The 15,394-nt window shown below is 63.5% G+C and carries 9 protein-coding genes; all 9 read right to left on the reverse strand.

All coding sequences use genetic code 11. From position 1 onward, the window contains the following. Positions 1-130 precede the first annotated feature (130 nt). The gene (gene fusA, locus ACFSM0_RS16260) at positions 131-2,254 is read right to left on the reverse strand and encodes an elongation factor G (protein WP_377392877.1); all 2,124 of its coding nucleotides are present in this window, start codon (positions 2,252-2,254) and stop codon (positions 131-133) included. Positions 2,255-2,266: 12 nt separating this feature from the next. Then, positions 2,267-2,737, reverse strand: coding sequence for a 30S ribosomal protein S7 (rpsG, locus tag ACFSM0_RS16265; RefSeq protein WP_377392881.1), 471 nt, complete (start codon positions 2,735-2,737; stop codon positions 2,267-2,269). A 12-nt stretch (positions 2,738-2,749) separates the two neighbouring features. After that, positions 2,750-3,121 (reverse strand): 30S ribosomal protein S12, encoded by a 372-nt coding sequence (gene rpsL, locus ACFSM0_RS16270; protein ID WP_097068649.1) that lies wholly within the window; start codon positions 3,119-3,121, stop codon positions 2,750-2,752. 298 nt (positions 3,122-3,419) lie between these two features. Then, positions 3,420-4,118 (reverse strand): phosphatase PAP2 family protein, encoded by a 699-nt coding sequence (locus ACFSM0_RS16275; RefSeq protein WP_377392885.1) that lies wholly within the window; start codon positions 4,116-4,118, stop codon positions 3,420-3,422. Next, positions 4,105-5,556 (reverse strand): ArnT family glycosyltransferase, encoded by a 1,452-nt coding sequence (locus ACFSM0_RS16280; protein WP_377392888.1) that lies wholly within the window; start codon positions 5,554-5,556, stop codon positions 4,105-4,107. The genes ACFSM0_RS16275 and ACFSM0_RS16280 overlap by 14 nt, the downstream gene beginning before the upstream one ends. Beyond that, entirely contained in the window at positions 5,546-5,854 is a 309-nt protein-coding gene (locus tag ACFSM0_RS16285) for a lipid-A-disaccharide synthase N-terminal domain-containing protein (RefSeq protein WP_377392891.1), read from the reverse strand. The genes ACFSM0_RS16280 and ACFSM0_RS16285 overlap by 11 nt, the downstream gene beginning before the upstream one ends. Beyond that, the gene (locus ACFSM0_RS16290; RefSeq protein WP_377392894.1) at positions 5,851-6,573 is read right to left on the reverse strand and encodes a glycosyltransferase family 2 protein; all 723 of its coding nucleotides are present in this window, start codon (positions 6,571-6,573) and stop codon (positions 5,851-5,853) included. The genes ACFSM0_RS16285 and ACFSM0_RS16290 overlap by 4 nt, the downstream gene beginning before the upstream one ends. A gap of 258 nt (positions 6,574-6,831) precedes the next feature. Continuing rightward, positions 6,832-11,067, reverse strand: a complete 4,236-nt coding sequence (gene rpoC / locus ACFSM0_RS16295; RefSeq protein ID WP_377392897.1) for a DNA-directed RNA polymerase subunit beta' — start codon at positions 11,065-11,067, stop codon at positions 6,832-6,834. Positions 11,068-11,116: 49 nt separating this feature from the next. Further along, positions 11,117-15,253 carry a DNA-directed RNA polymerase subunit beta gene (gene rpoB / locus ACFSM0_RS16300; RefSeq protein WP_377392900.1) on the reverse strand — a complete coding sequence of 1,379 codons (4,137 nt, stop codon included), beginning with the start codon at positions 15,251-15,253 and terminating at the stop codon, positions 11,117-11,119. Between the last annotated feature and the right edge of the window lie 141 nt (positions 15,254-15,394).

A 15,394-nucleotide genomic window follows, 5' to 3' on the forward strand; every position in this document is an offset into this window, starting at 1 on the left:
CGTGGTCAACGTGGCCGATCGTGCCGATGTTGACGTGCGGTTTGTTCCGTTCAAACTTTGCCTTTGCCATGATGGCCTCCTGGTCGTTGATCCTGCGCGTGAGGGGCCCGGAAGACCGGGCCCCGTCGCATCAGGCGTATTTCTTCTGGATTTCGTCCGAGATGTTCTGCGGCACGGCGTCATAATGATCGAAGATCATCGAGAAGACGGCGCGGCCCGAAGACATCGAACGCAGCGTGTTGATGTAGCCGAACATGTTCGCCAGCGGCACCATCGCGTTGATCACGTTGGCGTTGCCGCGGGAGTCTTGCCCCTGCACCATGCCCCGACGCGAGGTGAGATCGCCGATGATGCCGCCGGTGTATTCTTCCGGGGTCACCACTTCGACTTTCATGATCGGCTCGAGCAGCTTCGCGCCGGCCTTTTTCAGACCTTCGCGCATCGCGGCACGGGTGGCGATTTCGAAGGCCAGCACCGAGGAGTCGACGTCGTGGAAGGCACCGTCGATCAGCGCCACCTTGAAGTCGATCACCGGGAAGCCCGCGAGCGGACCGGAATCCATCACCGACTTGATGCCTTTTTCGACACCGGGGATGTATTCCTTCGGCACCGCACCGCCCACGATCTTGCTTTCGAACGAATAGCCTTCGCCCGGCTCGGTCGGGTCGATCACGAGTTTCACGCGCGCGAACTGGCCGGTCCCACCGGTTTGTTTCTTGTGCGTGTAGTCGATCTCGGCAGAGCGCGAGATGGTTTCGCGGTAGGCCACCTGCGGCGCACCGATGTTGGCCTCGACCTTGAACTCGCGCTTCATCCGGTCAACGAGAATGTCGAGGTGAAGTTCGCCCATCCCCTTCATGATCGTCTGGCCCGATTCGAAGTTGGTCTCGACGCGGAACGACGGGTCTTCGGCAGCCAGGCGCGCGAGGGCAAGGCCCATCTTCTCCTGGTCAGCTTTCGACTTCGGTTCCACGGCGATCTCGATCACCGGTTCCGGGAAGGTCATGGTTTCGAGAACCACAGGTTTGGACGGATCGCAAAGCGTGTCGCCCGTGGTGGTTTCCTTCAGACCCGCGAGCGCGATGATGTCGCCGGCAAACGCCTCTTCGATCTCCTCGCGGTTGATCGAGTGCATCATCATCATCCGGCCAACGCGTTCGCGCTTGCCTTTGGTCGCGTTGAGCATCTGGTCGCCTTTTTTCACGACGCCCGAATAGACGCGCGTGAAGGTCAGCGAACCCACGAAGGGGTCGTTCATGATCTTGAACGCGAGGCCCGAGAAGGGCTCTTCGTCCGAGGCATGACGCTCGATGTTGCGGGTTTCCGTCTCGTCGCCCGGGGCGAAGCCGACATAGGCCGGCACGTCGAGCGGGCCCGGCAGGAAGTCGATCACCGCGTTCAGGAGGGGCTGCACGCCCTTGTTCTTGAACGCCGAGCCGGCGAGCACCGGGAAGAAGGCCATCGCCAGCGTGCCCTTGCGGATCAGCTTGCGCAGCGTGTCTTCGTCGGGTTCGTTGCCTTCGAGATAGGCTTCCATCGCGTCGTCGTCCATTTCGACGGCGAGTTCGATCATGTTGGCACGCCAGGTGTCGGCGAGATCCTTCAGGTCGTCACGGACCGGTTGACGGACCCAGCTCGCGCCGAGGTCTTCGCCCTTCCAGACCCATTCTTCCATCTTGATCAGGTCGATGATGCCTTCGAGCTGGTCTTCGGCCCCGATCGGGAGCGCCACCGGGCAGGGGGTGCCGCCGGTGCGGTCCTTGATCATCTCGACGCACTTGAAGTAGTCGGCGCCGATCTTGTCCATCTTGTTGACAAAGACGATCCGCGGAACCTTGTAACGGTCGGCCTGACGCCACACCGTCTCGGTTTGCGGCTCCACGCCAGCGTTGGCGTCGAGAAGGCAAACCGCACCGTCGAGCACCGCGAGCGAGCGTTCGACTTCGATCGTGAAGTCAACGTGGCCGGGGGTGTCGATGATGTTGAAGCGGAACTTCGTGTCCGAAGTGCCTTCCTTGGTCGGGTCTTCCTGACGCTGCCAGAAGGTGGTGGTCGCAGCCGAGGTGATGGTGATCCCCCGCTCCTGCTCCTGCTCCATCCAGTCCATCGTCGCGGCGCCGTCATGCACCTCGCCGATTTTGTGCGACTTGCCGGTGTAGTAGAGAATCCGTTCGGTCGTGGTGGTCTTGCCGGCATCGATGTGCGCCATGATGCCGAAGTTGCGGTAGCGCTGGAGCGGATATTCGCGTGCCATGTGTTCGATCCCTTACCAACGGTAATGGCTGAACGCTTTGTTCGCGTCGGCCATCTTGTGGGTGTCTTCGCGCTTTTTCACCGCGGAGCCGCGCGAGTTCATGGCGTCGAGCAGCTCGCCGGCGAGGCGCTCTTCCATGGTGTTCTCGTTGCGGTTTTTCGCGGCAGTGATGAGCCAGCGGATCGCCAGCGCCTCACGGCGGGTCGGACGCACTTCGACCGGCACCTGATAGGTGGCACCGCCAACGCGACGCGAGCGCACTTCGACGGCGGGCTTCACGTTGTCGAGCGCTTCGTGGAACACTTCCACGGGCGCACGCTTGGCGCGGGCTTCGATCCGCTCGAGCGCGTTGTAGACGATGCGTTCGGCAACCGATTTTTTGCCGTCGATCATCAGGTTGTTCATGAATTTGGTCAGCACCCGGTCGCCATATTTGGCGTCGGGCAGCACTTCGCGCTTCTCAGCGGCGTGACGACGAGACATCTGAGGATCTCCTTACTTCGGACGCTTCGCGCCGTATTTCGAACGGCGTTGACGACGGTCTTTGACGCCTTGGGTGTCGAGCACACCGCGCAGGATGTGGTAACGGACACCCGGAAGGTCTTTCACCCGGCCGCCGCGGATGAGCACAACGGAGTGCTCTTGCAGGTTGTGCTTTTCGCCCGGGATGTAGGAGATGACCTCGAAGCCATTCGTCAGGCGGACCTTGGCCACCTTACGCATAGCGGAGTTCGGTTTCTTCGGAGTGGTGGTGTACACGCGCGTGCACACGCCCCGCTTTTGCGGGCATTCCTGGAGGTGCTGCGATTTGCTGCGCTGCACCTTGGGCTGCCGCGGTTTGCGGATCAGCTGCTGGATCGTCGGCATTCGGTTCCCCGTTCTGCTTGTCAATACTCGCACCCACACGGGGTGCGCCGCTTCTCGACGGCGTTTCGTGCCCATCACGAAACACCAAATCCGTCCGCCCTTCCGAGGAAGGTCGAACGGCCGTCATCCAGAGGATCGAGGCTATGGGGCCCCAAGCCGCCTCTCGAACAGGAGTCGAAAGGGAGCGCTGGATGGGCGCGCTATAGGTGGGGCGCAGCCAAGAGTCAACTGCAACCGCCTCTGGCGCGCGGAAAGCCGGAGTTTGGGGGCAAAACCCCGCCGGCCCCGAGCCCGGGCGTCAGTCGCGCCGCGCAAAGACCTGCCGCCAGATCTCCAGCGCCCAAGCGAGGGTCAGGGTGATCAAGACGGCAAAGACCGCGTCAGAGGCAAAGTGCCGCCCCGCCCCCACGCGCTGGACGATCACCAAGGCCGTCAGCGCCAGCGCAAGCCCGCGCAGGGCGCGGCGCGCAAGGGCCCACCGGCCCCGCCACGGCGCGCTGAAGAGAAAGAGCGCAACCGCCATCGCCGTCGTCGCCGCGACCTCGCCCGAGACAAAAGAGCAATTCTGCGCGCATTGATCGGTGAAAACGCCGGGCAGCGAAAACTGCGCCGCGCCGCCAAACAGCTCGGTCTGATCGGGGCGGGCACGCCCGGAGACGTTTTTCAGCCAAAGGTTCACGATCACGCCGGGGCCGAGGAGGAACAGCCAGAAAATGATCCCCCAGCGGTCTGCGCCAAGCCCGGCCAGCACGCGCCCCCGCCAGGTCCAGACGAGGGCAACGGCAGAAAGCACAAACACCCCCAGCGCTGCGTTCCACAGCGCTTCGCGCAGCACACTGAGCACCTCGATCCGCGCGATCGGGAAGCCCGCGCCGGGGCGATAGAACAGCCCCGTCACCGCCGGGTCGGTGCCCGAAAAATGGCGAAACAGGATCGCTGCGGCAAGCCAGCCGAAAGTGAGCCAATAGGCGGCGCGCAGATGATCAAGGGGCCGCATGAAGACACTCCGCATCGACGACATAGGGGGTGATGCCCTTGCCCGCCCAGGTGCCGGCGCCGTTCAGGTTCGCCGCGGGCGGCAGATCACCGGCGCCGCAGGTGAGGGGCGCGGGCAGCACGGCCAGAACCTTGCCGCGGTAATCGCGCGGCAGGGCGAAGTTTTGCTCATAGTAATTATGCGCGCGCGCGCCGGGGGGCGGCGCATAGACCGTCACCCCGCCCGGGCCGACCTGGTCCCGCCCGGTGTAGAAGAGATCGGCCAGAATATCGCGGTCCTGCGCGTAAACCGGCAGCCCCTCGGCGCGCGCAAGATCGAGAATGCGGGTGCTGAGTTCGGCCCGGCCGAGATAGCGCTTCATCCAGGGCTTGTCGTCCGGCCCCAGCCCGGGCGCGAAGACACTCAGCACCGGCACGGCGAGGCAGGCCAGCAGGTTGAGCGCCAGCGCCCCAAGCAGCGCGCGGCGCGACAGCAGCAGCGCCACCAGCACCGTTCCCGCAAAATAGGCGGCCACCGCCCAGTTTGCCTGCGCCTTGCCAAGGAAGGCCTGCGCCGTCACCGCCACAAGCGGCAGGATCGAGAGCGCCGCAAGCGCGCGCTTGACCGGATCGCCGAGCCGGGTGAAGCCCCAAAGCAGCACGGCGAAAGTGACGGGGCCGAAGACCGCGAATTGCGCGCCGAAAAACTCTGCCATCGAGGCGATATTCGCCCCGGCCCCCGCGCGCACCCAGCCCACATTGTCGAGCGTATGCTCAAGCGTGGTAAGCTTGTGGGTGAGGTTCCAGACCACATTCGGCGCGATGACGAGCGCAAAGGCCCCGAGCATGGCGCCAAGCGCCCGCCAGCCAATCCGCCGCGCCGGCACGAGAAGCATGGCGAGCGCGGCCCCGCCCCAAAAATAGAGCGCCGCATATTTCGCCATGAAGGCGAGCCCGATCGCGAGCCCCGCCATTGCGCCCTCGCGGGGGGCGCGGCTCTCTCCCGCGCGCCAGAAGAACAAGAGCGCGAGCGCAAAGAACGGCGCCATCACCGTATCGGTCGAGATCAGCCAGGACCCGAGCGCCACGAACGGCAGCGTGATGTAGAGCACCGCCGCCGCGAGCCCGGCCCGCGCGCCGCCGATGCGGGCCCCGAGCGCGCCAAGGATCAGCGCGGTCAGCCCGTGCAGAACGGCGCCGGGCATCCGCACCCAGAACGGATCGCTTGATCCGGCCAGATCGGTCACCGCGCGCAGGAGCCAGCCGATCAGCGGCGGCTTCGAGTAATAGCCAAAATCGAGCCGCTGGCCCCAGAGCCAGTATTGCGCCTCATCGACAAACAGATCGGTGCGGTCGAAGGCCAGTGCGCCGAGCCGCAGCGCGACCACGGCACTCACCACAAGCGCCGCGGGCAAGAGCCAGCCGCCGCGGCGCTCCGATTTTGCGCCCTCAGATGTCACGGCGACGTTTGTCCCGGATCAGCCACAGGTTGCGCGAATAGATCACCACGCCGAGCGCTTGCCCCAAGATGAACACCGGGTCTGCGCGGTAGAGCGCATAGGCGAGCAGCATCACCCCGCCCGCAAGCGAGAAATACCAAAACGCGACAGGCATCACCGAATCGCGCGCCCGCTCCGAGGCGATCCACTGCACAAGAAACCGCGCGGTGAACATCGCCTGCGCCGCAAAGCCAAAGATCACCCACCAAAGCTCGATCGAGCTTTCGACATGCAGGAGCCGTTCCAGCCATTCGGTCATCGCGTCACCTCGTTCGGGCGGGATTTCTTGCGGCGACGAATGAGCCAGGCCACGCCCAGCAGATCAACCGCCCCCACAAGGCCGCGTTGCAGGTTGGAATAATGCGACCGGCCGCCGCCCCGCGCCCGGTGCGAAACGTCGACATGCGCCACCCCCCAGCCGTCGCGCGCAAACAGCGCGGGCAGGTAGCGGTGCATATGGTCGAAATAGGGCAGATCCATGAAGGCCGCGCGACGGAAGGCCTTGAGCCCACAGCCGGTGTCGCGGGTGCCGTCCTTCAGCACCAGAGCGCGCAGCCCATTGGCAAAGCGCGAGGCGAGCTTTTTCGACCAGGTGTCTTGCCGGTCGACGCGCTGGCCTGCGACAAGGCCGATTTTATCGGCGCCGGGCGCCAAGAGGGGCGCGATCAGTTTGGGCAGTTCCTCGGGCGGGTTCTGCCCGTCGCCATCAAGCGTGGCACAGATCGTGCCCGTGGCGGCGCGCACGCCCGAATGCACCGCCGCCGATTGCCCGCCCGCGCGGTCATTGCGCAACACGCGCAGCCGCGGCGCGCGGGCCATGCGCGCCTTGAGAAGATCGGCCATCCCGTCGTCGGAGGCATCATCGACCACGATCACCTCGAAATCGCGCCCGGCGAGCGCCGCCTCGATCCCGTCAAGAAGCGTCGCGATATTCTCCGCCTCATTGCGGGCGGGGATGACGATGGAGATGTCGGTCATGTGAGGCCTCTTTGCCGGATGGGCTCGCACCTGATACAGCCCGCCCCCGGGCTTGTAAACAAAACGCCGCAGGCGGGCCGCCCTTGTCCTGCGTCGGCGCGCCTGCCCTCGCCCCCAAAACCTGCGCCAACGCGGGGGGGTGCGGGGGGCAAAGCCCCCCGCCCGGGTCGCCGCGCCACGTGCGGCGAAACAGGGCCGGCAAAGAAAAACCCCCGCGCAAGCAGCTTGCGCGGGGGCGTTTTTCAGATCGTCAGAGGATCAATCGCGGCTTTCGGGCGTTTCCACCGGGCCGAAATCGGCGTCCTCGTAGGAGGTGTCGATCGGCGCGGCGAGCGCGGCGGCCTCTGCGGCCTCGGCGCGGCGCGCCTCGATCACGCTGTGGTCGCGTTCGGCGGCAATCTTGCGCACGCGGGTGGTGGCACCACCCGTGCCCGCCGGGATCAGACGGCCGACGATCACGTTCTCCTTCAGCCCGACAAGCTTGTCGCGCTTGCCCTGCACCGAGGCCTCGGTGAGCACGCGCGTCGTCTCCTGGAACGAGGCCGCAGAGATGAACGAGCGCGTCTGCAACGAGGCTTTGGTGATGCCCAGAAGCACCGGCTCGCCCGTCGCCGGACGTCCGCCACGGGCTTCGACCTTGGCATTCTCTTCGTCGAACTCCGACTTGTCGATGTTCTCGCCCTTGAGAAGCGTGGTGTCGCCCGAATCGAGGATCTCGATCTTTTGCAGCATCTGCCGCACGATCACCTCGATGTGCTTGTCGTTGATCTTCACGCCCTGCAGCCGGTAAACGTCCTGCACCTCGTCGATCAGGTAATCGGCCAGAGCCTCGATCCCCATGATGCGCAGAATGTCATGCGGCGCCGGGTTGCCGTCCATGATGTAATCCCCCTTCTGCACGAAGTCGCCTTCCTGCACCGGGATGTGCTTGCCTTTCGGCACCATGTATTCAACCGGCTCGTGACCCTCTTGCGAGGGCTCGATGGTGATGCGGCGCTTGTTCTTGTAGTCCTTGCCAAAGCGCACATAGCCATCGATCTCGGCGATGATCGCGTGATCCTTCGGACGCCGGGCCTCGAAGAGTTCGGCCACACGCGGCAGACCGCCGGTGATGTCCTTGGTCTTCGCGCCTTCGCGCGGGATCCGCGCCACCACGTCACCGGCCTTCACCTCCTGGCCGTCTTCGATCGAGAGAATCGCATCGACGGACATCGGGTAGGTGACAGGGTTGCCGGCCTCGTTGCGCACCGGCTCACCATCGGCGTTGACGACGATGATTTCCGGCTTGAGGTCGTTGCCCTTCGGCGCCGAGCGCCAGTCGGTCACGATCTTCTGCGTCATGCCGGTGGCATCGTCGGTTTCTTCGCGCACCGAGATGCCCGAGATCAGGTCGACGAACTTCGCGACACCGGCCTTTTCGGCGATGATCGGCAGGGTGTAGGGGTCCCATTCGAACAGCTTGTCGCCGCGCTTGACCGGGGCCCCGTCCTTCACGAAGAGCTTGGAGCCGTAGGAGAGCTTGTGGCTCGCCCGTTCCTCGCCCTGCTCGGACATGATCGCGATCTGCATGTTGCGGCCCATCACGATCTGCTCGCCCGCATCGTTCACCAGAATGTTGGCGTTGCGGAACTCGATCGTGCCTTCGCTCGACGCTTCGAGGAAGGATTGCTGGCCGCCCTGCGCGATGCCGCCGATGTGGAAGGTCCGCATCGTCAGCTGCGTGCCCGGTTCCCCAATCGACTGCGCGGCGATGATGCCCACCGCTTCGCCCTGGTTCACCAGCGTGCCGCGCGCGAGGTCACGACCGTAGCAGAGCGCGCAAACGCCCTCTTCGGCCTCGCAGGTCAGCGCCGAGCGGATGCGGATCGACTGGATCGCATTTTGCTCGATCAGGTCGGCCTTGCGCTCGTCGATCAGCTCGTTCTTGCGCACCAGCACCTCATCGGTGCCCGGCACGAAGACGTCATCGGCGGCCACGCGGCCCAGCACACGCTCGGAGAGCGGCGACACCACCTCGCCGTCGTTGACCGCCGCCGAAGCGGTGATCGCGCGTTCGGTGCCGCAATCGTGCGAGCGCACGATGCAGTCCTGCGCCACGTCGACGAGACGGCGGGTCAGATAGCCCGAGTTCGCGGTTTTCAGCGCGGTATCGGCCAGACCCTTGCGGGCACCGTGGGTCGAGTTGAAGTACTCGAGCACGGTCAGGCCTTCTTTAAAGTTCGAGATGATCGGCGTTTCGATGATCTCGCCCGAGGGCTTGGCCATCAGGCCGCGCATCCCGCCGAGCTGCTTCATCTGCGCCGGCGACCCCCGCGCCCCGGAGTGGGACATCATGTAGACCGAGTTCGGCTCTTTCTCCATGCCCGCATCATCGACGCGCACGGCAGAAATTTCCTTCATCATCTCGGCGGCAACGGCATCCGAGCATTTCGACCAGGCATCGACGACCTTGTTGTACTTCTCACCTTGGGTGATCAGACCGTCCATGTATTGCTGTTCGAATTCCTTGACCTGCTCGCGCACGCCATCAACGATTTCCCATTTGCGTTCCGGGATCAGCATGTCGTCCTTGCCGAACGAGATACCGGCCTTGAACGCCTCGCGGAAGCCGAGCCCCATGATCTGGTCACAGAAGATCACCGACTCTTTCTGGCCGCAGTAGCGGTAGACGGTGTCGATGACGTTTTGCACGTCTTTCTTCCGCAGCGGGCGGTTGACGAGATCAAACGGCGCTTTCGCATTGAGCGGCAGCAGGTTGCCAAGCCGAATCCGGCCGGGCGTGGTGTCATACCGTTTCCAGACCTCGTTGCCCTCTTCGTCGATCTGCTTGATGCGGGCCTTGACCTTGGCATGCAGATGCACCGCGCCGGAGTTCAGCGCGTGTTCGACTTCTTCCACCGAAGAGAACACCATGCCTTCGCCCGGCATGCCCTTGCGCTCCATCGTCGTGTAATAGAGCCCGAGCACCATATCTTGCGACGGCACGATGATCGGCGAGCCGTTCGCGGGCGAGAGCACGTTGTTGGTCGACATCATCAGCACGCGCGCTTCAAGCTGGGCTTCCAGCGAGAGCGGCACGTGCACGGCCATCTGGTCACCGTCGAAGTCGGCGTTGAAGGCCGAGCAGACAAGCGGGTGAAGCTGGATCGCCTTGCCCTCGATCAGTTGCGGCTCAAACGCCTGGATGCCGAGGCGGTGCAGCGTCGGCGCGCGGTTGAGCAGCACCGGGTGTTCGCGGATCACCTCGTCAAGAATGTCCCAAACCTCGGGACGTTCCTTTTCCACCAGTTTCTTCGCCTGTTTCACCGTCGAGCTGAGGCCCTTGGCCTCAAGGCGCGAGTAGATGAAGGGCTTGAAGAGTTCGAGTGCCATCTTCTTGGGCAGGCCGCATTGATGCAGCTTGAGTTCCGGCCCCGTCACAATCACCGAACGGCCCGAGAAGTCGACGCGCTTGCCGAGCAGGTTCTGACGGAACCGGCCCTGCTTGCCCTTGAGCATGTCGGAAAGCGATTTCAGCGGGCGTTTGTTGGTGCCGGTGATGACACGGCCACGACGGCCGTTGTCAAAGAGCGCATCGACCGCTTCTTGCAGCATCCGCTTTTCGTTGCGCACGATGATATCGGGCGCACGCAGTTCGATCAGCCGTTTCAGACGGTTGTTGCGGTTGATCACGCGGCGGTAGAGGTCGTTGAGGTCCGACGTCGCGAACCGGCCCCCATCAAGCGGCACCAGCGGGCGCAACTCCGGCGGAATCACCGGCAGCACCGTCAGGATCATCCATTCCGGGCGGTTTTTCGACTCGATGAAGCTCTCGACGATTTTCAGCCGTTTGATGATCTTCTTCGGTTTCAGCTCGCCCGTGGCTTCTTTCAGCTCTTCGCGCAGTTGCTCGGCGGTCGCCTCAAGGTCGATCGCGGCAAGCATTTCGCGGATCGCTTCCGCGCCGATATTGGCGGTGAAAGCGTCGGCGCCGTATTGGTCTTGCGCGTCGAGATATTCGTCCTCGGTGAGCAGCTGGCCGTAGGAAAGCTCGGTCAGGCCCGGTTCGATGACGACATAGTTTTCGAAATAGAGGATGCGCTCAAGATCGCGCAGCGTCATGTCGAGCATGAGGCCGATGCGGCTCGGCAGCGATTTCAAAAACCAGATATGGGCAACAGGCGAGGCCAGCTCGATATGGCCCATGCGCTCGCGGCGGACCTTTTGCAGCGTCACTTCGACGCCGCATTTCTCGCAGACAACGCCGCGATATTTCATCCGCTTGTATTTGCCGCACAGGCACTCGTAATCCTTGATCGGGCCAAAGATACGCGCGCAGAAGAGGCCGTCCCGCTCCGGTTTGAAGGTGCGGTAGTTGATGGTCTCGGGCTTTTTGATTTCGCCGTAGGACCAGCTCAGAATCCGCTCCGGCGAGGCCAGCGAGATCTTGATCTCGTCAAAGGCCTTCGGCGCGGCAAGCGGGTTGAACGGGTTTTGGGTCAGTTCCTGGTTCATCAGTTCTTTCCTTGAATGAGATCAGAGGGGGGGAGGAGGGCTTGCGCCCTCACTCCTCTTCCTCCGAATCCAGGAGTTCCATGTTGAGGCCGAGGCCGCGCACTTCCTTGACGAGAACGTTGAACGATTCCGGCACGCCGGCTTCGAAGTTGTCCTCGCCCTTGACGATGCTCTCGTAGACTTTCGTCCGCCCGGCCACGTCGTCCGATTTCACCGTCAGCATCTCTTGCAGGGTGTAGGCGGCGCCGTAGGCTTCGAGTGCCCAGACCTCCATCTCCCCCAGACGCTGACCACCGAACTGCGCCTTACCACCCAGCGGCTGCTGCGTGACGAGCGAGTACGGGCCGGTCGAGCGGGCGTGCATCTTGTCGTCGACAAGGTGGTGCAGCTTGAGGAAGTATTTCACGCCAACGGTGACGCGACGGGCAAATTTCTCGCCGGTGCGACCGTCGAACACTTCCGACTGGCCAGACTGGTCGAAGCCCGCGCGGAGCAGCGCGTTGTTGATGTCGGCTTCCTTGGCCCCGTCAAAGACCGGGGTGGCAATCGGCACACCGCCGCGCACCTGTTCGGCACATTCGACGAAGCGCTCTTCCTCCATCTCGGCAAAGACGTCCTCATAGGTCTCGTCGCCATAGCCGTGGCGCATCGCGTCGCGCACCGGGGTCAGATCGCCGGAGCGCTTGTACTCCTTGATCGCCTCGTCGATCTGGATGCCCAGACCGCGCGACGCCCAGCCCATGTGGGTTTCGAGGATCTGCCCGACGTTCATCCGCGACGGCACGCCGAGCGGGTTCAGCACGAGGTCAACCGGGGTGCCATCGGCAAGGAAGGGCATGTCTTCCTTCGGCACGACCTTCGAGACAACGCCCTTGTTGCCGTGACGACCGGCCATCTTGTCGCCCGCTTGCAGCTTGCGCTTCACGGCCACGAAGACCTTGACCATCTTCATCACGCCCGGAGGCAGATCGTCGCCCTGGCGGACCTTCTCGACCTTGTCCTCGAAGCGATGCTCAAGGGCGCGTTTTTGCGCGTCGAACTGGTCGTTCAGCGCTTCCACTTCCTTCGCATCGCCTTCGTTTTCAAGGGCGAGCTGCCACCATTGGCCACGGCTCAGCGTGCCAAGCAGCTCTTCGGTGATCTCGGCGCCGGGCTTGATGCCTTTCGGCCCCTTCACCGCGACCTTGCCGAGGATCAGCGTTTTCAGGCGCGCGTAGATGTTGCGCTCAAGGATCGCCATCTCGTCATCGCGGTCACGCGCGAGCCGTTCGACCTCTTCACGCTCGATCTGCAGCGCGCGCTCGTCTTTATCAACGCCGTGGCGGTTGAAGACGCGCACTTCGACGATCGTGCCATAGGCCCCCGGCGGCAGGCGCAGCGAGGTGTCGCGCACGTCAGACGCCTTTTCACCGAAGATGGCGCGCAGAAGTTTTTCTTCCGGCGTCATCGGGCTTTCGCCCTTCGGCGTGATCTTGCCCACGAGAATGTCGCCCGGCCCCACTTCGGCGCCGATATAGACGATGCCCGCCTCGTCGAGGTTGCGCAGGGCTTCCTCGCCGACGTTCGGGATGTCGCGGGTGATCTCTTCCGGCCCGAGCTTGGTGTCGCGCGCCGCCACTTCGTATTCCTCGATATGGATCGAGGTGAACACGTCATCTTGGTGGATGCGCTCCGAGATCAGGATCGAGTCTTCGTAGTTGTAGCCGTTCCAGGGCATGAAGGCGACGACCACGTTGCGGCCAAGCGCCAGTTCGCCCTGATCGGTCGAGGGACCGTCGGCAACCACCTGCCCCTTGGCAACGATGTCCCCCACCTTGACGATCGGACGCTGGTTGATCGTCGAGGACTGGTTCGAGCGCTTGAACTTGCGCAGACGGTAGATGTCCACGCCCGCATCGCCCATGCCGAGGTCTTCATTCGCGCGGATAACGATCCGCTGCGCATCGACCTGATCCACGATCCCGCCGCGGCGCGCCATGATCGCGGCGCCAGAGTCGCGCGCCACCGTGGCTTCCATGCCGGTGCCGACGAAGGGCGCCTCGTTGCGCAGAAGCGGCACGGCCTGGCGCTGCATGTTCGAGCCCATCAGCGCGCGGTTGGCGTCGTCGTTTTCGAGGAAGGGGATGAGCGCCGCGGCAACCGAAACGAGCTGTTTCGGCGACACGTCGATCAGGTCCACGGCCTCGACCGGGTTGAGCATGAATTCGCCCGCCTGACGGGTCGAGACGAGATCATTGACGAACTTGCCGTTCTCGTCGAGCGTCGCGTTCGCCTGCGCGATGGTGTGGCGCATCTCTTCGGTCGCGGACATATAGATGACCTCATCGGTCACCTGCCCCTCGATCACCCGGCGGTAGGGGGTTTCGATGAAGCCATATTTGTTCACCCGCGCGAACGTGGCGAGCGAGTTGATCAGACCGATGTTCTGACCTTCGGGCGTTTCAATCGGGCACATCCGGCCATAGTGGGTCGGGTGCACGTCGCGCACCTCGAAGCCCGCGCGTTCGCGCGTCAGACCGCCCGGCCCGAGCGCCGAAAGACGGCGCTTGTGCGTCACTTCCGAGAGCGGGTTGGTTTGGTCCATGAACTGCGAGAGCTGCGAGGAGCCGAAGAATTCGCGCACCGCCGCCGCCGCCGGTTTGGCGTTGATCAGATCTTGCGGCATCACCGTGTCGATCTCGACCGAGGACATGCGTTCCTTGATCGCGCGTTCCATGCGCAGAAGGCCAACGCGATACTGGTTCTCCATCAGCTCGCCGACCGAGCGCACCCGGCGGTTGCCGAGGTGGTCGATGTCGTCGATCTCGCCCTTGCCGTCGCGCAGCTCCACCAGCCCCTTGATGCAGGCGATGATGTCCGCGCGGCGCAGCGTGCGCTGGGTGTCCGGCGCATCGAGGTCAAGGCGCATGTTCATCTTCACCCGGCCGACAGCCGAGAGATCATAGCGCTCGCTGTCGAAGAACAGCGTGTCGAACATGGTCGAGGCCGCTTCGACGGTCGGCGGCTCGCCCGGACGCATGACGCGATAGATGTCCATCAGCGCCTGATCGCGGTTCATGTTCTTGTCGGCCGCCATCGTGTTGCGGATGTAGGGGCCAACGTTGATGTTGTCGATGTCGAGCACCGGGATCTCGGTCACGCCGTTGTCGAGCAGCGTCTTGATCGAGCCGCCGACAAGCTGGCCATCGCGGTCATATTCCGCGGTGAGCTCGTCGCCCGCCTCGATGTAGATGTAACCGGTGGATTCGTTGATGATATCCTTGGCGCAGTAGCGGCCGAGAATGTGATCGAAGGGCACGAGGACTTCCGTCACCGCCGCCTCGTCGATCCACTTTTTCACCATCCGCGGCGTGGCCTTTTCGCCCGCCTTCAGGATCACCTCGCCCGAGCCCGCATCAATCAGGTCATAGACCGGGCGGGTGCCGCGCACACGCTCGGGGAAGAACTTGGTGATCCAGCCGCGTTTGCCCTCCGCGCGGAAGGACACGGTGTTGTAATAGGCATCCATGATGCCTTCCTGATCGAGGCCGAGCGCGTAAAGCAGCGTCGTCACCGGCAGTTTGCGGCGGCGGTCGATGCGCGCGAACACGAGATCCTTGGCGTCGAATTCAAAGTCGAGCCAGGAGCCGCGATAGGGAATGATCCGGCAGGCGAACAGGAGCTTGCCCGAGGAATGGGTCTTGCCCCGGTCATGGTCGAAGAACACGCCCGGGCTGCGGTGCATCTGGGAAACGATGACCCGCTCGGTGCCGTTGACGATGAACGTGCCGTTCGGCGTCATCAGCGGCATGTCGCCCATGTAGACATCTTGTTCCTTGATGTCCTTGACCGACCGCGCCCCGGTGGTCTCGTCCACATCGAACACGATCAGGCGCAGCGTCACCTTGAGCGGCGCCGAATAGGTCAGGTCGCGGCTCATGCATTCGTCGAGGTCGAACTTCGGCTTCTCGAGTTCGTATTTCACGAATTCGAGGATCGCGTTGTCGTTGAAATCCTTGATCGGGAAAACCGATTGGAACACCCCTTGAATGCCTTCGCCATCCAAGGGCTTTTCGGCATCGCCCGAGCGCAGGAACAGGTCGTAGGAGGCCTTCTGCACCTCGATGAGGTTCGGCATCTCCAGCACTTCGCGAATTTTGCCGTAATAGCGCCGGATGCGTTTTTGACCAACGTAAGCTTGAGCCATGCTCGTCGTGACCTTTCGTCTGTAGCAAGCGCGTATCGTCGGGGCCCGATACACGTTGCAGGCGAATAGGGAGTCAGGTTCCATACCTGCCCTCCGTCCCACCGGAGAGCTCCCGAACCGACCCTGCCTTGGAAAGGGCTT

The organism is Rhodobacter lacus (genome assembly GCF_042683065.1).
GTDB classification, from domain to species: domain Bacteria; phylum Pseudomonadota; class Alphaproteobacteria; order Rhodobacterales; family Rhodobacteraceae; genus Rhodobacter; species Rhodobacter lacus.